Raw genomic sequence first — 20,096 nt, 5'->3', positions numbered from 1 at the left:
AAGGAATTAACTGATGCCTCCCAAGATGCATGAAAAGCAGGTGCTTTGGCAGACAAACACCTTTGGTCTCAAGCCGGTCACGGTCGAGGGCAAGAGCGTTGATCCGCTGGTTATACGGCGCGCCATCGTCAAGGAGGGGCTGAGCCAGCTCACCGAAATATCGGTCGAGTTCTTGTCGCGCGACGTCAAGGTCAAGCTGGAGGATATGCTGGGCAAGATCATGACGGTCCATATGCAGACCGGTGAGGGCAATGAGAGGCTGTTCACCGGGACCGTGGTCTCGGTCGAACGGCTGGCCTATCGCGATGGCTACCTGCAATTGCTGGCCGAGCTGCGACCATGGTTCTGGATGCTGACCAAGACAACCGATTGCCGCATCTTCCAGGAACTGAAAGCCGACCAGATCATCAAGAAAGTCTTCGACGATCTGGGCTTCTCGGACTATAAATTCGACATTCGCGGAACGTTGTCCAAGCGCGATTACTGCGTGCAATACCGTGAAACCGACTATGATTTCGTCTGCCGCCTGGCCGAAGAAGAAGGAATCTATTTCTACTTCGATCACAGCGATGCCGACAAGAAATACGAAAAGCTCGTCCTGACCGACGACAAGGGCACGCATTCTAGCATCAAAGAGAATTCGGACCTTGAATTCTGGCCTGCTGATGATGGCAAGCAGCGCACCGACGAGCGTGTGACCGAATGGGGCTATGGCGAAGCGGTCGTCTCGGGCAATGTTGTGTTGCGTGATTTCGATTTTCTCAAACCGCAACCCGAGACCTACGAAGTCCGTCAAAAAAGCATTCTGAAACCCAAGCACTCGCACAAGGATTACGAGGTCTTCGATTATCCCGGCCACTACTATTCAGACAAGACCCTCGGCAAGAAGCGCGCGGAGGTTCGGATGGAGATCGAAGAGCTTGAGCATCAGGATTTGCGCGGTCGGGCGACGGTGCGCACGATGGCCACCGGCGAGAAGTTCAAGCTGACCGAACATGACGATGACGCGATGAATATCGAGTATCTGACCACCAGCGCAACGCATTACCTGCAAACCACGTCAGGCTACGAATTCGTCAAGCGCGAGACCGATCTGGACACTGGGGCGCTGGAATTCGAAGAGGACAACAAGGATCTCTACCGGGTCGATTTCACGGTTATCCCGGCCACGGTTCAGTATCGCGCGCCGATGAACACGCCCTGGCCGGAGATCCCGGGACTGCACACGGCGATTGTGACCGGGTCCAGTGGCGAGGAAATTTACACAGACGAACATGGCCGGATCAAAGTGCAGTTCCACTGGGACCGCGAAGGCAAGAAGGATGACAAGACCACCTGCTGGATCAGGGTTGCGACGCCGTGGTCGGGCAGCGGCTGGGGTATGGTCCACATTCCGCGCGTCGGTCAGGAAGTGGTGGTCCAGTTCGAAGAGGGTGACCCGGACAGGCCGATCTGTACCGGAATGCTCTACAACAAAGACACCAAACATCCTTGGACTTTGCCTGACAACAAGACGCAATCGGGGATCAAGACCAACAGCTCGAAAGGTGGCAAGGGCTACAATGAACTGATGTTCGAGGACAAGAAAGACGAGGAGCTGGTCCGTTTCGTCGCCGAGAAGGATTACGAGCAGAATGTCCTGAACAACGCGACGATCAAGGTCGGGGACAAAAAGAAGGACCCCGGCAACATGGCCTTGACCGTCCACAACGATCTGACCGAGACGGTCAGTGAGGGCAATATGGCGACCACCGTCGAAACCGGCAACCAGACCATCGATGTGGACAAGGGCAATCAGACGACTACCGTCAAGATGGGCAACATCCAGGTCGATGCCAAGGCGGGCAAGATCACCATGACCGCCGCTCAATCGATCGAGCTGAAAGTCGCCGGGTCTTCGGTCAAGATCGACCCCAAAGGCGTCACCATCAAGGGGCCGATGATCGCTGTCACGGGCGATGCGAAATGTGACGTAAAAAGCCCACTCACCACCGTCGAGGGCAGCGGTATGCTGACCCTCAAGGGCGGCGTAGTGATGATCAACTGATGGGGGCCGTCATGACAGAACGTTTTGAAAAAATGACGAAAATTCCGGCGCTCCCCACTGCGCGGATGCTGGCCGAGGTCAATACGAAGCTCAGCCTGAAACTGGATGCGCCTGCCAGCGCGCCCACTGATGCTGTGCTGGCCGAGCTGGACGCCAAGGGCAAGCCCATCGACATGCTGCGCGTCTTGTCGATAGCGCTGCCGCCGCGCGAACGGGTTTGGTGGGCCTGTCTGGCGGCGCGAGATTTCGTGGGCCCGGCACCTGACAACAACACGCCCTCGCTTGAGGCTGCCGAGGCATGGGTGTTTCGCCCAAGCCCCGAAAATCGCGAAAAGCTGATGCAGGCGATTGACATGGCCGAGCCGGACGACGAAACCGTCAAATGCGCCCTGAGCGCGATCTATGCCGAAGGCTCGCTGGGGCCGGGCGATCTGGACGAGCACCCGGCGCCGCCCGGTGGCTCGGAAGTGATGGCCTTTGCGGTAAATGTGATTGCATTGGACGCGTATGAAGGCGATTTTGAAGCCTATACTCAGGAACTTGTCGACCGCGCCGTGGATATCGCCCGCGGCGGCAACGGACAGGTCAAGGCCGAAGCCGAAGAGGAGGGCTGAACATGCCGGGAATGCCACAGGCCAGAGTGACCGACATGCATCAGTGCAACGTGCCTGCGCCGACGGTGCCTCCGGTGCCTGCCCCGATGCCGATCATCCCGCCCTGCTGTCCGACGGTACTGGTGGCAAAGATGCCAGCGGCGCGGGTGACCGACATGCATGCGGCGGCGCCCTCGCCGCACCCGATCGTGAAAGGGTCGATGACGGTTCTGATCCAGAAACTGCCGGCCGCCCGGATCGGCGATCTCGGCGCTTGCGGCGGCGCGATCATCAAGGGCGAGGTTACGGTTCTGACCGGAGGATGAAGAAAGACACATGGGCGTAACGCTCAAATTCCAAACCACCGGGATGGTGCCCGGTGATGGCCGCCCCGTCTCAATGCAGGGCGGCTCTTTGACCGTTGGGCGTGGCCCGGCGAATGACCTGGTGCTACCCGATCCTGACAAGACCCTGTCGAAAAGCCACTTCGCGATCGAGGATCACGCAGGCAGCGTGGTGGTGGTCGACCTGTCGACCAACGGCACGTTCCTGAACTACTCCAAGATCCCGCTGGGCCGCACGCCGACGCCGCTCAGCAATGGCGATGTTCTGATCGCGGGCGGCTATGAGATGGTAGTAGAGATCGGTGCCGATCTGCCCAGTTTCGAACAGATGATCCCGGCCCCAGCGGCGCAGGGCGGTGTCAGCCATGGCGTGGCCGGCAACGCGCCCGATCCGCTGGCGCTGCTGGATGATGCCCCGCCGGGCGGCGATTTCCTGGATGACCTGCTGGGTGATGAGACGCCGAAGGGACCGGGACAGATCGACATCCCCGATCCGATCGACGATCTGCTACCGCCGATGGAGGATGACGACCCCTTCTTCCAGAAACCCAGCGACGGGATGGAAGGCGAAGGTGCCAGCGATGCCATGCACAACCCGTCCCCAACAGATGCCTTCGCAGCCCCGTCCTCGGGCGGGGGATCGTTCATACCTGATGACTGGGATGATGACCTGCTCAGCCCGTCTGAGCCCGAACCGCCCAAGCCCGCACCTGTTGCCAAGCCGACACCGGGCGCGCAACAGCCGCCAGCGCCGCTGCCGCCCTCGGAAGAACAGACTGTTCTGCCACCTTCACCACCCGCGCAACCCGAGCGTACGCCGCCCGTAGTGCCACCGGACGCAAAACCCGCTCCGGCAGCACCACCTGCAGCTGCTGGTGACAACTCTGCTGCGCGGGCCTTCCTTGAGGCGCTGGAACTGGATGACGTCCAGATCGACGATGCCGATCTGCCCGCCACGATGGGTCGGATGGGTCGGGTGCTGCGGGCGATGATCTCGGGTCTGCGTGAAATCCTGATGACGCGCACCTCAATCAAGTCCGAGTTCCGTATCGACCAGACCATGATCGGGGCAGGGGGCAACAACCCGCTTAAATTTTCGATCAGTCCGGAACAGGCCATCGAAGCGATGGTGAAACCACGCGTGCGCGGGTATCTGGGGTCCGAGGAAGCCACCAAAGAGGCGCTGGATGACATCAAGGCGCATCAGGTGGCGATGATCACCGGTATGGAGGCGGCGCTGAAAGGCGTGCTGTCCCGACTGGACCCTGAACAGGTGGCGGGCAAGATCGAGACCTCGGGTGCGCTTGGCTCGCTCTTTCGGGGCAAGAAGGCGCGCTATTGGGAAGTCTATGAAAAGATGTATGCCGAGATTTCGGATCAGGCGGAAAACGAATTCCACGACCTCTTCAGCCGCGAATTTGCGCGCGCCTACAAGGAACAGCTGGAAAAACTGAAATAACGCCGCAACCAAGCGGCGCGTGAATAAGGGAGGGCAGGGCATGTCCTGGGACAGCAAGGTGCTATGGACGGAAGGGTTGTTCCTGCAACCGCATCACTTCCAGCAGGCCGACCGTTACGGCGAAGCGCTGGTTTCAGGGCTGGCGCGCCGCGTGACGCCCTATGCCTGGGGCGTGAGCGCGCTTGAGATCGATGACGAGGTTCTGAAGGTCGGGCAGTTCGCGCTGAAATCCTGCGCCGGGCTGACTCATGACGGCACCGTGTTCCGGGTGCCGCAATCGGATGACCACCCGCCCGCGCTGGAAGTGCCCGAAACGATCAAGGATTGCGTGGTCTATCTGACCGTGCCGCAACGCCGCCAGGGTGCGGCAGAGGTCGACCTGACCGGCGCGGAACAATCGCTGAGCCGGTTGCGCCCGGCCGAACTGGAGATCACAGATGTGATGAGCCAGCAGAAAAAGCCGGTGACTTTGGGTGTCGGCAAGTTGCGGCTGCAATTTGCACTGGAGGTGGATGATCTGGCTGACCGACTGGCCATCCCCATCGCCAAGATCATCGAGGTGCGCCCTGACAAGGAAATCGTGCTGGATCGCGGATTTATCCCCTCGGCGCTGGACGTGCGCGCGGCGCCGCCGCTGTCTGGCTTCCTGAACGAGCTTGAAGGTATGCTGTCGCATCGGATGCAGGCGCTTGCCGGGCGATTGTCCGAAGGGGGGCCGGCCAAGGGGGCGGCGGAGATTTCCGATTTCCTGCTGCTGATGGTGATCAACCGCAACCTGCCTCTGGTGCGCCATTTCGCACATATCGAGAATGTGCATCCCGAACATGCCTACCGGGTCTGCGCTGGACTTGCAGGAGAGTTGGCAACCTTCATGAGCGCCGACAAGGCCGCGCCGCAATTCCCGGCCTATGAGCATGACAACCTGACCGACAGCTTTGCGCCGGTGATCCGGGTGCTGCGTCAATATCTGAGCTCGGTGCTGGAACAGACCGCCGTGTCGATCCCGCTGGAGGCGCGCAAATACGGCATCAGCGTCGGTGTCATCGCCGACCGCAAGCTGGTGGGCAATGCGGGCTTTGTGCTGGCGGTCAATGCCGATATCCCCGCCGAGGATATCCGCCGCCATTTCGCCGGTCAGGCCAAGACCGGCCCGGTCGAGGAAATCCGCCAACTGGTCAACTCGGCCCTGCCGGGCATCACCCTGCGCCCGCTGCCGGTCGCCCCGCGCCAGATCCCCTATCACGCGGGTGTCGTCTATTTCGAGCTGGACGCGGCCAGCCCCTATTGGAACAAGATGACCACCTCGGGCGGCATCGCTGTGCATGTCTCTGGCCAGTATCCGGGGCTGAAGATGGAGCTCTGGGCGATCCGCAATCAGTGATTCTGCACGTCAAAACCGCAAGGATCGACCACAGCTTCGAAAGGCAGCTTCGGGCCCTTAATACCGAATGCTCCGCCGTGTTTGGTTGACTGAAACTTGCGCAATGCAACCGTTCAGTAAGAATTCGTTTTCTGAAGCGACGGTTTCACTCCTGCAAATGGCGAAGCCAAATCGATTGGTCACATCCGAAGTAACGTGACCGGTAGGCCAATGACGACAGCGCAGACGAGTGGACATTGGATTTGCTATCCAAATTGATCGGTTCTGGACGCAGGCCGAATACTGTATGCACGCGCTCCCGGCCCGCCAGCCAGAGCAGGACATGCACGCGTCATCGCCTTCAAGAACGAGTCGGCGCGGGACAGCCATTGGAACTACTACGCAGGAATGTTGGCCGAGGATTTGCACTGGATAACCGCATGCACAATGTACGCTTTCATAAATCGCATGATCGACATTCCCCAGGCGGCCCGCAGATTGGCGGAAGGATCGCTCGATGACGCCAGAGGGTCAAATTCTTCGTTCTGAAAAGAACGCGTGCGGTCAGTGCTCCCCTCAAGCGAGAGCAGGTCGGGCCGCATGGCTTCACGGGGCATTCCTTGACAGACACTGCTTGTAAATTCTACGATGCTCATTTAGCCTGGGAAGGTCGAACCTATGTTACCGGCTACTGTGATTCCTGCCTTGCTGCCGACAATCATTGCTTTGCCTTGGACGAAACGTCTTGAAGCAGCCTGCAAAGAGGCATCAAAAAAAATTGAGAAGCGCGCGAAGTCGCTACCGCGCGCGAAGTTCACCGAAAAAATTGTTGAGGAGACGATCTGCGCCGAGATTGGAAAGCTCGGCAAGGATCTCACCAAGAACCTTCAAACCGTCGTAAAGAAAAGTGTAGAAAAGGAGAAGAAGAAGGCCGAGGCAGTGATCAAGAAGGATCCCGCCAAAGCCCAAAAGCTGAAATTAGACGGTTTCCGAGATGATTTGGAGAAAGCGAAAAAGGACACGGTCGTTAAACCGGAAAAGCCGCTGAAATTACCGAAGCCCAAGGGGGCCGCACTGTACAAAGAAGTCAAGGTCAAGGTCTTGACCAAGGACAAGGTGGAACTGAACATCCCGATATTCATAGGCGTCGACCCTTGGAAAAGCATCGAGAAGGGCAAGTTACAGTTTTTCTTTGGTCTTGGCATAGGCGGCAAATTCTAGGGGTTTTCGGCTTGGCCTCAAACCGCAAGCCAATTGGGGAAGGTCGGTTCTGAATGTGCCGTGCTATGTTTGCGTGGCGCCTAAGGGCGTTCATGGCACCGCTGATGGAACCCCACCTTTCCTCCAACAGGCAGACCGAAAGCCGACAGGATACTCCACTCTTCATCGGCCGGTTCGGAATACTCAACACAGTCCTTCAGACTTGCTGCAGGCAGCTTGGATGTCATCACACATGAAATAAGTATCATGGGATGTCGAATTCTCTTGCGGACGAAACGCTATCAATCAATTAACACATGCCGAGCATGTCGCGAGCGGCTGAATCCAGTTCTCGATACCGATGTGGCGAAAGTCCGCATATCGGATTTGCACCTATTCAACCTGACCCAAAAAGATCCTGTTTCTTCTCACACTTGACTGGGCAGCCACAGCACAATGGCCGGGAAGGACACCAGCAAGGCGATAGTGATCGCATCAGCGATGAAGAAGGGGGTCACGCCCTTGAAAACATCCTGCACGCTCAGGTCGTCGCGCACGCCGGCCACCACGAAACAGTTGAGGCCAATGGGCGGGGTGATCAGGCAGAACTCGGCCATTTTCACCACCAATATCCCGAACCAGATCGCACACATCGGCCCGCTCATGCCAAAAGTGCTTTCGGCCGCCGACACCGCCTCGCCGCCGTTCAGAGCCATCACCGCCGGGTAGACTACGGGCAGGGTCAACAGCAGCATGCCGATCGCGTCCATGAACATGCCCAACACCGCATAAGCCAGCAGGATGCAGACCAGGATCAGCATTGGCGACATGGTCAGCGAGGTAATCCAGTCGGCAAAAGCACCCGGCAGATCGGCAAAGCCCAGGAAGCGCACATAGATCAGCACGCCCCAGATGATGGTGAAGATCATCACGCTAAGCTTGGCGGTTTCCAGCAGGGCGTCCTTCAGTTCGGCCCATCGCATGCCGCGATAGAGCGCCATCAGGAAGACCACAAAGGCCCCGATCGCGCCGCCCTCGGTGGGCGTGCCCCAGGCATCACCGCCAAAGGGGTTGTAGACGAAGAAGATGATGGTCACGACGACGAACAGAATGGGCAAAGCCGGGGGTAGCGACACGAACCGCTCACGCCAGGTAAAGCCCGAGACAGGCGGGCCAAAACCTTTGATTGTCAGCGCCATACCGATGATCAGCAGCCCGTAGATCAGCGCAGAAAACGCGCCGGGGATGAAGCCCGCCAACAAGAGCTTGCCCACATCCTGTTCCACGATAATCGCATAGATCACCAGAATGGCCGAAGGCGGAATCAGCGAGGCCAGCGTGCCGCCCGCCGCCACGACACCCGCCGCGAAGCGCTTGTCATAGCCGATCTTGAGCATCTCGGGGATGGCGATGCGGGCAAAGACCGCAGAGGTGGCAACCGAGGCACCGGACACCGCCGCAAAGCCCGCAGTGGCAAAGACTGTGGACACGGCCAGACCGCCCGGCACCCAGGCCAGCCAGCGTTTGGCAGCCTCGAACAGCGCCTTGGTCAGGCCTGCGTAATAGGCAAGGTAGCCAATCAGGATGAAGGTGGGGATCAGCGACAGCGCCTGTGACGAGATCTTGGAATGCGGCACTTGCCCCGCGGTCTTGACCGCCACAGTGACGGCCTTGCCAAACCGTCCGGGGTCATAACCGAACTTGGCCCAGAAGATCCAGATCAGCCCGACCAGCCCTGCGAGACCCGCGGCAAAGGCCACCCGCATTCCCAGCACGACCAGCACCAGCATGCCGCCCGATACGATCAGGCCAATTTCAATCGGTTCCATGCTCAGCTACCTATTTGTCATGGGCCGAGACATGCTCGGCCTCCATCGCGGCTTGCGTCGCGGCATCAGCGATGAGTGGCACCGCCACTGGTTTGGGATCGTTGTTGCGGAAGGCCCGGCCATAGGCGATCAGCTGCAGCACCAGCCGCAAGCAAAGCACCCCGAACGCCACGGGTGCCAGCAGCTTGGCGGGCCAGATCGGCAGAGCGATATCCATCGAGCTGTCGCGACTCCACAAGGGCGCACCGAAATCAAAGCTGCGCGAGAAATGCGCCCAGCTGCCCCAGACCAGCAGCGCCATCAGGATCAGGATCGCCAACGTGGTGACGAACTCGACCAGATAATGCATACGCCCCCGCAGCTTGCCGACGATCATATCCATTCGGATATGACCGCCATCGCGCTGGGTGTAAGAAATCCCCATGAAGGCGATCAGTGGCATCGCCTGTTCGATCCAGTCCACATAGCCGGGCAGTGGCTGGTTGAACAGGTTGCGCCCGCCCACCGACACCACCGCAAGCAGCATCAGCGAGAACACGGCAAGACCGCTCAGCAGCGCCAGCACCTTCTCCAGACGATAGAGGCGCTGGTCGATGCGGCTGAGCAGGCTGTGATCGGAAAGCACAAGAGACGAACCGGCCATGACGGGCGTTCCTTCCGGTGGTGTGAGTGGCGGCTTGGAGTAGCCCCGCGCCATATCCGGGCGCGGGGCAAATGCCTTAGCTGTTGCCCTCGGCGATCATGCCGGTCACGAGGTCATAAAGCTCCTGCGCTGGCAGACCGCGGGCACTGTTCTCTTCGATCCAGGCAGCGGCAGCCGGGGCAGCGGCGGCTTCTTTGAAGGCGGCGATCTCGTCATCCGAGAACGTCACCTGCGTGATGCCGCGCTCTTCCATGGCGGGACCCCAGGCGCTCATTGTGTTGTTGTTGTAGTTGTCCACGTAATGAGTCAGCGATTCCTCGACCGAGCCCAGCAGCGCTTCGCGATGCTCATCGGACAGGTCGTTCAGCGCGTCGGTGTTCACCACGACCGGGCAGTTCACCGTGCCGGGGTTGAGATTGGTGGTCCACCACGTGCCGTTTTCGATGGTACCAAAGGACATATGCGCGTGAGGGGCGAAGGCCACAGCCTTGACCACGCCGCTATCCATCGCCTGACGCACTTCGGTGGCTGACATCGAGGTCGGCACCGCGCCCACGGTCTCCATCGCGGCACCGATACCACCGGTGGCGCGCACGTTCAGCCCTTCGAAGTCCGATACTGAGCTGGGCGCGTCACCCACGCCGACCAGATTGTATTGCGGCAGCGGCGAGGGCATCAGCAGTGTGGCGTTCCAACGCGCCAGATCCTCGACCGTGGCGGGGTGCTGATAGACCGCCATCGACAGATCGATCTCTTGCTCCAGCGAGTTCACGCCCAGAAACGGCAGTTCCAGTACCGTGATCGACGGGTTCTTGTCGCGGTGGTAGCCGGCGCAGAACTGCGCCATCTCGAAGGCGCCGATCTCGATCCCGTCCAGGTTCTCGCGGTTCTTCGAAAGCCCGCCATAGCTGATATTCAGGGTGAACTCTCCGCCGGTCTTTTCATTGACCAGCTCGGCCAGCTTCTCGACATGTTCGGTAAAGGCCCGTCGTTTGCCCCATAGCGAGACATTCCACTCGGTGGCCAGAGCTTCGCCTGCAAAGGCAAGGGTCAGGGCGGCAACAGCCGTCCCGGTCAGATAATTGCGCATGATGGTTCCTCCCAGAAGCGCTCGAATGCGATGAAGGGCAGCATCGAGATTGCCGCGCCTCTTTGCAAGGAAGGAATCCGCGCACGCCCTGGGCGGTTGCCTGCGGAAATCCGCAGGGCAAATTTAGCCGGGAGTTGGCCTTGGGCGGGCCATTGACGGCAAGTGACCGGTCGGTATTGTCGGCATCAACACAAGGAAATCGGAATGCTCCGCAGCAGCTTGACCGTTTTTTTGGCGGCGATGTTCTTCTTGCCGTTTGCAGGGGCGGCCCCCCGGCTGCAGGCTCAGACCGAGACGCAGGACGTCGCGCGGGGCGCTGGGGCTGGCGTTCCGCAGATCATACTCAACGATGCCGCGCTGGCCCGTCTGGAAGAGTTACGGCAGCGCCATCCGGCAATCGCGCGCGACCATGATGTTCTGATCGCTGCGGCACGGTCTTATCTGGACGAGCCGACGATCGCGGAGGAATTCCACACCACCTACAAGGACGACCCCGCCGCGCTGCACGGGATGAGCGAGAAGGCGGTCGAACGCCTGACGGCGATTGCGATGGCCTGGCGCCTCACCGGTGAGGACCGCTATGCCGCGCGCGGCCGGGACGAATTGCTGGGGCTGGCGCAATTGAACAGCTGGTACCCGGCGCATTTCCTGGGCCTGAGCCGGATCACCCTGGCGGTGGCGCTGGGATATAGCTGGCTGGGTGACGCGCTCACGGACCAGGAGCAACAGGTGATACAGGCCGCTCTTGTCAACTATGCGCTAAAGCCTGGTATGGCGATCTATGACAAGGACCAACAATATTTCGATACCGGCTGGACCCGGCCGCAGGATTGGGTGCCCCCTGTCGCGGTGCCCGCCACTTTGCCTGACGGGACGGCAACGTCAGATATCACCTGGCCGGTGGCCTCGTTCAACTGGAACATCGTGTGCAATACCGGGCTGATCGTTGCGGCCCTGGCCGTGTCCGAAGCGGTGCCCGAGCTGGCCGCGCAGGTGATCGAGCGTGCGCAGATCTCGCTGCGAAACGGTCTGGCGCTGTTCGCGCCTGATGGCGCATGGCCCGAAGGGCCGATGTATGGCGCTTTGTCCGCCCGTGATACCGCGATCCTCGTGACTGCGCTGGACAGCGTTTTGGACCATGATTTCGACCTGTCCGAGGCGGCCGGCCTGCCGGGGTTCGGCGACTACCTACTGCATATGACCGGACCCACCGGATTGCTGTTCAACTATGGCGACAGCGACACGGTGACCGATCCAGTGGCCCTGTCCTGGCTCGCGCACCGGTTCGGGCGGCCCGACTATGACTGGCACGGCTCAGACGCACCGGAATCGTCCCATCCCGCGTTCAATCTGCTCTGGCGCTATGGCACCGGTATCAGCCCGCAGGTGCGCGAGCCGAAAGCGCTGTGGTTCGGAGGCAGGGGGCTGGTGGCCATACGCTCGGCCTGGAACGATCCCGATGCGACATTTGTGGGGTTCAAGGCCGGCCCGCTGCAAAGCCATCACAACAACCTCGATGCAGGCACATTTGTGATTGATGCCAAAGGGGTGCGGTGGGCAATCGATCTGGGGCTGGGGAATTACCAGTTGCCGGGGTATTTCACGTCGAACCGGTTCGACTATTACCGGACTGCGACCATCGGTCAGAATACCTTGACCTTTGAGAGGGCCAACCAGCAGGTGACGTCGCGCGCCTTTGTTGAGGATTTCTCACAGGTCCCCGGGTTCACCTTCGCCATTGCCGATCTGTCCGACGCTTACGGTGCGGCACCCGGCGCGATCCGGCGCGGCGTGGCTCTGATAAACGACAGGGCGGTGCTGATACAGGATGAGCTCACCAGCGCGGTTGTCGAGCAGGTGGCATGGACCATGCATACCAAAGCAGAGGTCAGTCTGGACGGCGCGCAGGCGGTTTTGAAGCAGGGGGGCAAGGAGATGACGGCGCTTATTCTGTCGCCGGCCGATGCACGGTTCGAGCTGCGATCGGCCAATCCCTGCGACACGGATTACAACGCCGAATGTGGCGCGCAGAACCCCAATGCAGGCATCCAGCGGCTGATGGTCTCGGTGGAGGCACAGCAATCCCCGCGCCGGATCGCCGTGCTGATCCTGAGCGACCCGGCCCAGGTAGACTTGTATGTTCCACGGGTGGCGCGGCTTGACGACTGGAGGCTGGCGGCGACACTCACCAATCCCGCCCCGAGAGGCGGCGACTGAGCGAATCGGATGCCGAGGAGACCTGCAAGAGGTTGGCAAAGCGATGAATGTCCTGGCTGGCGCCCGGTCCGACCCGGCTAGCCCAGCACCCGGTCACGCTGATCCGCGCGGCCCATCGACAGAAGCAGAGGTGGTTCTGACATTTGTACGCTGGCTTTGCCGGTCCAGCCACGCCAAGCCGACAGGATCAGGCTTTGTGCTGTGGCACCGCCAAGGGTCGTGCCGGGACCTAGGATGATGAAAACGTCCGGCATGAACTCACGCGCTGCGGTGCGGATGGCGGCGGTGAAATCATAGGTCTCGGTCACCTGATGGCCCAACGTGTAGTCACGCAACGCAGTCAGCTCGTTGGATTTGGGCTGCCAGATCGCGCCCCGCCCGTCGATCAGGGGAAGCTGGGGTTGGTCGAACAGGCTCTGGCCCAGCTTGCTTTGGCCAAGAGCGGCCACCGGGGCCTGAAGCGCGGTGTGAAACCCCGCATGGTTGGGCAGGCGCATTGGGAAACGGTCCTGCAGCCGGGGCATCTCGGCCTCGAATGCGGTCAGCCCTGCGGAATTTCCGGCCAGTACGAGCATGCCGCCCAGATCAATCGACAGGTCCAGAACGTGATCGGCACGGGCGTCGATCTCAGCGACTTTCGCGAGGGTGTTCGCGCGCGCACCGGGGATCACCTGCCAATTGGCATCCATAAAGGGATAGATCAGCTGCCCGCCGATCATCTGCTCCTGCATCAGCGTGCCCATGGTGTTGACCACTCGCAACCCGTTCATTGGGCTGAGCGCACCTGCGCAGGTCAAGGCGATATACCAACCCATGGAATTGCCGGTGACACCGATAATCTCGAACCGGTCGCGGTCGATGGACAGGAAATCGCTATAGGCGCAGGCATGGATCAGAGCCGAGGCATTGTCGCCGCGCGTATGCACCGCGCCCGAAAACCGCGCGGCGCTGTCGAGGTCACTGATGGGCGTCTGGCCCTGCGCGCGGCGATAGGCATCGTAATCTTCGATCAATGATGTCTTGTCGCCATGGTGGCGCGCGAGATAGCCGAGTTCCTCGCGATTATAGGCGCCGCGCCCCGGTGCAACGACGATGGCGGTCTGTTTCATGATCCGCTCCACAGGCTGCGCGCGGCCTCGGCGATGCTCGCGCGCGAGGGCATGGTGGCGGCATAGGCCGGGCCGGTGGCAATGAAGCTGTCCTCGGCGGCGAGGCGGGCATGGGGCAGGGTGGTCTGTTCCTGCAGCAGCGCCATCAGCGCCTCCGACAGGCTGCCGGTTTGTCGGCATTCATCGACGATCAGCACTTTCTGCGCGCCTTCTAGCGCGGCCAGGATGCCCGCAACCGGCAGCGGCGCGATCCAGCGCAGGTCGATCACGCGGGTTTCGATGCCCTGCGCCGCGAGGTCATGGGCGGCCTGAGTGCTCAGATAGCGGCCATTGCCGTAGGTGAGGATCGCCAGTGGGCCCTCGCCCGTCACGCCCACCTCGCCCAATCCGATACGGCGGTCGGGAGCAGGGTAGGGGGTCATCCAACCACCGTCTTTCTCCTCCATCAGGTCGCGCATGGGATAAAGCGCGATGGGTTCGACCATCACCACCACGCGCTGTTCTTCCCGTGCCAGCCGGACGCATTCGCGCATCATCATCGCCGCGTCATCCCCGCGCGAGGGGCAGGCGATGATCAGTCCCGGAATGTCGCGCAGCACGGCCAGCGAGTTGTCATTGTGGAAATGGCCGCCGAACCCCTTTTGATAACCGAGGCCCGCGATGCGGATCAGCATCGGGTTGGTGAATTGGCCTTGGCTGAAGAAGGGCAGGGTCGCGGCTTCGCCGCGCAGCTGATCCTCGGCGTTGTGCAGATAGGCGAGGAACTGAATCTCGGGGATCGGGACGAAACCGTTATGGGCCATGCCGATGGCCAGCCCGAGGATGGATTGTTCGTCCAGCAACGTGTCGATCATCCGGTCTGGGCCGAACCGGTCGATCAGTTTTTGCGTGACGCCATAGACGCCGCCCTTGGTGCCCACATCCTCGCCCATCATCACGATCTCATCATGTTTCAGCATCAGATCGGTGAGCGCCCAGTTGATGAGCTTGTTCATAGTCTGTGGCGTGCCCAGCTGTTTGTGGTCCGAGCCGAAGGCCGCTTGCCGCGCCTCGTCTGATGGCCCGTTTCTGGGCGCGCATATGCGCAGTGGCGGGATCAACGAGACCATCACCTGCTCAGCCGTTTGCAGGCGGGGGCGGGTGACGACTTCAGCGGCGATGCGGGTACATTGGTCCTCCGTCTGCTGGTAGATCGCCAGCACCTCATCAGCACTCAGGATGTCGTGCTGGATCAGCAGGCGGGCAGAATGCAGCAAAGGATCGTCGCCCTCCCAGCCTTCAAACACCTGTTTGGGCAGATAGGCCTGTTGCAGATCCGATCCGGCATGGCCGTAAAGCCGCACGAGGCTCAGATGCAGGAAGGCGGGTTTGCGCAGGCGGCGGGTATACTCGGCGGCCTCAAGGGCGACGCGGTAGGTATCGTAGAGGTCGAGCCCGTCGGCATGGAAATACTTTAACCCCGGTCGGTTGTGGAAATTCGCCGCCACCCAGCCGCGTGGCGTACGGGTCGAGATGCCGATGCCGTTATCCTCGCAGACAAACAGCAGCGGCAGCGGGGTCGACTGATAGGCGGTCCAGGCGGCGGTGTTGAGGGCACCTTGCGCGGTGGAGTGATTGGCCGAAGCATCGCCGAAGGAACACATCACCAGGCTATCCTCGGCCAGTATCCGGTGTTCGGGCGGGTGGCGCTTGGCAAGGCCGACGGAATAGGCCGCACCAACCGCCTTGGGCAGGTGGCTGGCGATGGTCGAGGTCTGCGGCGGGATCAGCAAAGGGTGTGAGCCCAGCACCTTGTGCCGCCCGCCGCTGATCGGATCGTCCATCGCGGTGGCAAAGCTGAGCAGAATGTCCCATGTGGGCGTGACCCCAGGCACCTGCTGGCTGCGCATGCATTGGAACGCGCCGTCGCGGTAATGCAGAAACGCCATGTCGTCGGGGCGCAGCGCGGCGGCGACGGCGGCCATGCCCTCATGCCCGGATGAGCCGATCGTGTAGTACCCTTGCCCCTCGGCCTGCATCTTGCGCGAGCGGCGGTCGAGATTGCGGCTGAGGCACTGGGCGCGAAAGATCGCCACCGCCTGCGTGTCCGAGAGTGGCCCTTGCGCAGGTTGGCCCGGTGGCAGATCACCGGAGGCCAGCCTCTGGCGAAAGGCCTGATCGACGATGTCGGCGCGGTCCATCTGGTGTCCTTGTGCATCCCGCTTCGCGGGTCAACATAAGAAGCCACGCGGTGGATCGAAACCGATCTTGTGGAATGCACCTATGAGGAAATGGAATAGAAGGCCCGTTTGGGACCATTAATCGCCGCTTTGACTTTCCACCGCCCTTTGAATGGCGGGTCCGATCTGGCGCTTGCGCGAAATCACGCCATCCGCCTGCAGCATGTCATCCGCCACCTCCCCGCCAAAGGCTGCGATGGCGACATTCATGTCCGCATCATCACCCCAGAGCAGATAGGATCTTTGATCACGGGTATCGACGATCGCAAAGATCAGGTGATCGAGACCGCTGTCTTTCTTCTGTGCTTCGATTGCGGTCTTGAGCTGATAGCGCCGGTCGATCAACTGTTGGGCCGTCAGGGTTTCGGCCACGCCGATGCCGACTTTTTTGCCACCGAACTCGAAATCCTTGTAATCGAGCAGAACGATGTCTGCCGCCGACAGCCCGCTCAGATCGGATTTTGCGAGCAGCATGCTTTCTGCGAAGGCGTTGATGTCGTCGATGCCCGCACGCGCCGCGAGGGCCTTCACATAGGCTCTGTCGTAGTCGGTCGTGGTCGGTGAGGTCAGGTTGACCGTATCCGAAAGGATAGCAGCCATCCCAACGCAGGCCAGCGGAACTGGCAGTTCGATATCAAGCATCTGGGCGTGATCCGCCAGGATCGTTGCAGTCGACCCCCAGGGCCTGATCTCGATGCTGATGACATCCGGGATGTTGATTGGTGAGCCGCCGATCGCGTGGTGATCGATAATCGCTGCGATCATGTCCGGATCGATACCGGGAGGCAGTTGGGTGCTCTGATTGAAATCAACCAGCCCGACGGCCACCCCTGAAAAATCCTTGATGACCGTTGGCTCATCGGCGTCGCATTGATCGATCACAAAGCGGGATTCCGGATTGAGCGGACTCGGAAGCCCGGGCTGGCCGCCGTGAATATAGGCTGCAAGCATGCTGCCAGCCAGCGTGTCGGTATCGGGGTTTGTATGCCCGGTCCAGATCAGGCCGTCGCGGCTTGCTAACTGGGACTTGAGATAATTCAGCGCAGGCTGTGGAACGGGATCCTGTTCCGAGGCTTTGGCCTGGACGGTGCCGAATAGGGCAAGTAAGCCTAGACCTAGCGCCAGTTTCGCAGCAAAAACACTCATTGAAACCCTCCATCCTGTATTGCCAAGCGGTTGACCCGATCTTTGTGGGAAAGAGAACGGGTTGCAATCGAAACCGTTCTTTTGCCCGGACGGCTAAACTCAAAGCTGTGCTGGATCGGTATCAGGCCGCAGACGCGCCTTTGCCTCATCTGCGCAGGGCGCTATGGATTGAGGATGGATCAACTCGACCGCAAGATCATCGCCGCACTGCGCCACAATGCGCGGCAATCGACCACCGCGATAGCGGGTCAGCTTGGCGTGGCGCGCACCACCGTACATGAACGTATCACCAAGATGGAGGCGCGCGGTGTGATCGCCGGATACTCGGTCGTGCTGCGCGACCCAGAAGAGGGTGGCAAGGTGCAGGTCATCGTGATGCTGGAAGTGCAGCAGCAGGAAACCACTCGTATCATCAAACGGTTGGAGGCCTATCCGGAGGTCAAGCTGTGCCTGTCGATCAATGGGGATTTCGATCTGCTTTTGTCGGCCGAGGCACCGCGGATCGAAGATCTGGATGTGCTGGTCGACGAACTGGCGCGCATTCCCGGCGTGCAGCGGACCAACACATCGGTGGTGTTTGGTCGCAAGATAGATCGCTCCTGACGAAACGACGATAATTCCGCCGATATGACGGCACGATGAGTCATTCCGACACTCTGCGCCCTACACTCCGAACAGGTTTTTCCCCAGACTCTTGAGGAAAGAGATCGGAGGCAGGCCATGCGTTGGAATATCTGTATCGTTGGGGCGGGCAAAATCGGGCGGATGATCGCCACTCTACTGAACGGATCGCGCAATTATGCGGTTACGGTGGCCGATCGCGATCTGGCCGCTTTGGGCACGCTGAACCGGGCTGGGCTGCCCACAATGCAGATTGATGCCGATGACCCGAAGGCGTTGGCCGAGGCGCTGAACGGCTTCGATGCGGTGATCTCGGCGGCACCGTTCTTTCTGACGCCGGTGATTGCCAGGGCGGCGCAGCAGGCGGGCGCGCATTATTTCGACCTGACCGAAGATGTCGCGGCCACACAGGCCGTGCGCGATCTGGCGCGGGACAGTCACACGGCGTTCATGCCGCAATGCGGTCTGGCGCCCGGGTTTGTCGGCATCGCAGGTGCGGCGCTGGCGGCGGGGTTCGATGAACTGGACAGCCTGCATATGCGGGTCGGCGCGCTACCGCTCTTCCCGACCAACGCGCTAAAATACAACCTGACCTGGTCCACCGACGGGTTGATCAATGAATATTGCAATCCCTGCGATGCCATTGTGAATGGCGCGCGGGTCAAGACTGCGCCGCTGGAAGATTACGAATTGCTGGGCCATGACGGCGTGGAATATGAGTGTTTCAACACCTCCGGCGGGCTGGGCACTTTGCCGGAAACGCTGGAGGGACAGGCGCGTGCAGTCTCTTACCGCTCGATCCGCTATCCGGGGCACCGCGATATCCTGAAGCTGCTGCTCAATGATCTCGGGCTGGAGCGGCGGCGCGATCTGCTGAAAGAGATTTTCGAGGCCGCCCTGCCGCGCACCGATCAGGATGTGGTGCTGGTATATTGCACTGCCAAGGGGCTGAAGGACGGGCAGTTGCTTGAGCAGAGCTATATCAACAAGTCTTTCGCCCGTGAAATCGATGGCCGGGTCTGGAGCGCCATCCAGGTGACCACCGCCGCCGGGGTGCTGGGCGTGGTTGACCTGATGCGCACCGGTCAATTGCCGCAATCAGGCTTCGTCCGGCAGGAACAGGTGCCGCTGCAGGCGTACCTGCAGACCGAGTTCGGGCAGCTTTATCGGGTCGGCGACGTGACACGGCAGAACGCTGCGGCGTAATGGCGACCTGATTTTTCGCGCCTCTTGGGGGTGAAGTTCACTCTTTTTGTCAGCAATGGGCCGCTTTGTCCTGTAATAAACAAGTTGATTAATTAACCATCTGGTTTATACACTGCCCACATGAGTGACTCTCAAAAACTTGATGCTGTCTTTGCGGCTTTGGCCAATCCAACCCGACGCGCAATTCTTGCGCGGCTCGCGCAGGGAGAGGCGACGGTGAACATGCTCGCCCAGCCATTTGAGATGAGTTTGCCTGCCATCTCCAAACACATACGGGTTCTGGAAAAAGCCGAGCTCATCACACGTGGGAAAGATGCTCAGTTTCGGCCTTGCACGTTGAATGCAAGGCCTCTGGAGGACGTCGCGAATTGGGCCGATCGATACCGTCCCATCTGGGAAGCCCGGTTCGACGCGATGGACAGGGTGATAGAAGCAATGAGGGATAGCAAAGATGACTGATCAGCAAGCTTGGGTAAAGATCGAGCGGGAATTCGATGCCCCCATCGACCTTGTCTGGCAGATGTGGACCGATCCGGATCTGTTCAAGACGTGGTACGGGCCGATGGGGATGAGTGTGCCGACCGCAAAAATGCATGTCGTGGTGGGGGGCGTAAGGAAAATCTGCATGGAAATGACCTCGCCAGAGCGCTCAATGAGCATGTGGTTCACCGGCGTTTATAAAGAGATCACGCCCCCTTCGCGGCTTGTCTACACTGAAAGCATGTGTGACGCGGATGGGGTCATCATCTCGCCCCAGAGCATGGGCATGCCGCAAGGTCATCCAGATATCACCGAGGTCATCGTTGAACTTAACGAGGTCGACGGAAAGACCATTATGACGATGGTTCACATTGGCGTGCCGGAAGGGTCCGCCGGAGCGGGCGGTTGGGGTCAGGCCATCGACAAGCTCGAAAGCCTACTGACAAAGAGAGTATGACGCGCGCCGTGGAGCCATGCGAACTTGCCACGCCGGGTTGCGGCGCTGGCAAGAGGCGGCACGGGCTGACCGCCCG

The 20,096-nt window shown here is 60.5% G+C and carries 18 protein-coding genes; 11 read left to right on the top strand and 7 right to left on the bottom strand.

What is annotated here, in order from left to right:
* Window positions 1–13: 13 nt before the first annotated feature.
* The 5 genes from AB1E34_RS08685 to tssK are packed head-to-tail and all read left to right on the top strand — an operon-like array spanning window position 14 to window position 5,824.
* Window positions 14–2,047, top strand: coding sequence for a type VI secretion system Vgr family protein (locus tag AB1E34_RS08685; protein ID WP_372571940.1), 2,034 nt, complete (start codon window positions 14–16; stop codon window positions 2,045–2,047).
* 32 nt (window positions 2,048–2,079) lie between these two features.
* Window positions 2,080–2,661 carry a DUF6931 family protein gene (locus tag AB1E34_RS08680; RefSeq protein WP_372571939.1) on the top strand — a complete coding sequence of 194 codons (582 nt, stop codon included), beginning with the start codon at window positions 2,080–2,082 and terminating at the stop codon, window positions 2,659–2,661.
* 2 nt (window positions 2,662–2,663) lie between these two features.
* Window positions 2,664–2,966 (top strand): PAAR domain-containing contractile injection system baseplate protein, encoded by a 303-nt coding sequence (locus AB1E34_RS08675; protein WP_306196155.1) that lies wholly within the window; start codon window positions 2,664–2,666, stop codon window positions 2,964–2,966.
* A gap of 10 nt (window positions 2,967–2,976) precedes the next feature.
* Complete coding sequence (tagH, locus tag AB1E34_RS08670) at window positions 2,977–4,443, top strand: type VI secretion system-associated FHA domain protein TagH (RefSeq protein ID WP_372571938.1); 1,467 nt, start codon at window positions 2,977–2,979, stop codon at window positions 4,441–4,443.
* Between the two features lie 40 nt (window positions 4,444–4,483).
* Window positions 4,484–5,824 (top strand): type VI secretion system baseplate subunit TssK, encoded by a 1,341-nt coding sequence (tssK, locus tag AB1E34_RS08665; RefSeq protein ID WP_372571937.1) that lies wholly within the window; start codon window positions 4,484–4,486, stop codon window positions 5,822–5,824.
* 377 nt (window positions 5,825–6,201) lie between these two features.
* On the opposite strand, the gene AB1E34_RS08660 is transcribed toward tssK, so the two are convergent.
* Window positions 6,202–6,459, bottom strand: a complete 258-nt coding sequence (locus AB1E34_RS08660) for a hypothetical protein (RefSeq protein ID WP_372571936.1) — start codon at window positions 6,457–6,459, stop codon at window positions 6,202–6,204.
* 22 nt (window positions 6,460–6,481) lie between these two features.
* On the opposite strand from AB1E34_RS08660, the gene AB1E34_RS08655 reads away from it, so the two are divergent.
* Window positions 6,482–7,024, top strand: a complete 543-nt coding sequence (locus AB1E34_RS08655) for a hypothetical protein (RefSeq protein WP_372571935.1) — start codon at window positions 6,482–6,484, stop codon at window positions 7,022–7,024.
* 407 nt (window positions 7,025–7,431) lie between these two features.
* On the opposite strand, the gene AB1E34_RS08650 is transcribed toward AB1E34_RS08655, so the two are convergent.
* The 3 genes from AB1E34_RS08650 to AB1E34_RS08640 all read right to left on the bottom strand — a co-directional run bounded on the left by AB1E34_RS08650 (window position 7,432) and on the right by AB1E34_RS08640 (window position 10,565).
* Entirely contained in the window at window positions 7,432–8,832 is a 1,401-nt protein-coding gene (locus AB1E34_RS08650) for a TRAP transporter large permease (protein ID WP_372571934.1), read from the bottom strand.
* Window positions 8,833–8,842: 10 nt separating this feature from the next.
* Window positions 8,843–9,475 carry a TRAP transporter small permease subunit gene (locus AB1E34_RS08645; protein ID WP_372571965.1) on the bottom strand — a complete coding sequence of 211 codons (633 nt, stop codon included), beginning with the start codon at window positions 9,473–9,475 and terminating at the stop codon, window positions 8,843–8,845.
* 76 nt (window positions 9,476–9,551) lie between these two features.
* On the bottom strand, window positions 9,552–10,565 hold the full coding sequence (locus AB1E34_RS08640; RefSeq protein WP_372571933.1) for a C4-dicarboxylate TRAP transporter substrate-binding protein: 1,014 nt from the start codon (window positions 10,563–10,565) through the stop codon (window positions 9,552–9,554).
* A 204-nt stretch (window positions 10,566–10,769) separates the two neighbouring features.
* Between AB1E34_RS08640 and AB1E34_RS08635 the strand changes: the two genes are divergently transcribed.
* Complete coding sequence (locus AB1E34_RS08635) at window positions 10,770–12,782, top strand: heparinase II/III domain-containing protein (RefSeq protein ID WP_372571932.1); 2,013 nt, start codon at window positions 10,770–10,772, stop codon at window positions 12,780–12,782.
* Window positions 12,783–12,859: 77 nt separating this feature from the next.
* Here the strand turns inward: AB1E34_RS08635 and AB1E34_RS08630 are convergent, their stop codons facing one another.
* The 3 genes from AB1E34_RS08630 to AB1E34_RS08620 form a co-directional block, all read right to left on the bottom strand.
* A complete protein-coding gene (locus tag AB1E34_RS08630) occupies window positions 12,860–13,891 on the bottom strand; it encodes an ACP S-malonyltransferase (protein ID WP_372571931.1) in 1,032 nt (343 codons plus the stop codon).
* On the bottom strand, window positions 13,888–16,071 hold the full coding sequence (locus AB1E34_RS08625; protein WP_372571930.1) for a thiamine pyrophosphate-dependent enzyme: 2,184 nt from the start codon (window positions 16,069–16,071) through the stop codon (window positions 13,888–13,890). The genes AB1E34_RS08630 and AB1E34_RS08625 overlap by 4 nt, the downstream gene beginning before the upstream one ends.
* Before the next feature lie 117 nt (window positions 16,072–16,188).
* Window positions 16,189–17,256 carry a manganese-dependent inorganic pyrophosphatase gene (locus AB1E34_RS08620; RefSeq protein ID WP_372571929.1) on the bottom strand — a complete coding sequence of 356 codons (1,068 nt, stop codon included), beginning with the start codon at window positions 17,254–17,256 and terminating at the stop codon, window positions 16,189–16,191.
* Between the two features lie 174 nt (window positions 17,257–17,430).
* Between AB1E34_RS08620 and AB1E34_RS08615 the strand changes: the two genes are divergently transcribed.
* The 4 genes from AB1E34_RS08615 (at window position 17,431) to AB1E34_RS08600 (ending at window position 20,020) form a co-directional block, all read left to right on the top strand.
* Window positions 17,431–17,859, top strand: coding sequence for an Lrp/AsnC family transcriptional regulator (locus AB1E34_RS08615; RefSeq protein ID WP_372571928.1), 429 nt, complete (start codon window positions 17,431–17,433; stop codon window positions 17,857–17,859).
* A gap of 117 nt (window positions 17,860–17,976) precedes the next feature.
* Complete coding sequence (locus AB1E34_RS08610; protein ID WP_372571927.1) at window positions 17,977–19,083, top strand: saccharopine dehydrogenase family protein; 1,107 nt, start codon at window positions 17,977–17,979, stop codon at window positions 19,081–19,083.
* A gap of 120 nt (window positions 19,084–19,203) precedes the next feature.
* Window positions 19,204–19,542 carry an ArsR/SmtB family transcription factor gene (locus tag AB1E34_RS08605; protein ID WP_372571926.1) on the top strand — a complete coding sequence of 113 codons (339 nt, stop codon included), beginning with the start codon at window positions 19,204–19,206 and terminating at the stop codon, window positions 19,540–19,542.
* Complete coding sequence (locus AB1E34_RS08600) at window positions 19,535–20,020, top strand: SRPBCC family protein (protein WP_372571925.1); 486 nt, start codon at window positions 19,535–19,537, stop codon at window positions 20,018–20,020. Before AB1E34_RS08605 ends, AB1E34_RS08600 begins: the two co-directional genes overlap by 8 nt.
* Window positions 20,021–20,096 lie beyond the last annotated feature (76 nt).

This window comes from Ruegeria jejuensis (genome assembly GCF_041537905.1).
Classification (GTDB): Bacteria; Pseudomonadota; Alphaproteobacteria; order Rhodobacterales; family Rhodobacteraceae; genus Ruegeria_C.
This window is presented reverse-complemented; position numbering and strand designations above follow the sequence as displayed.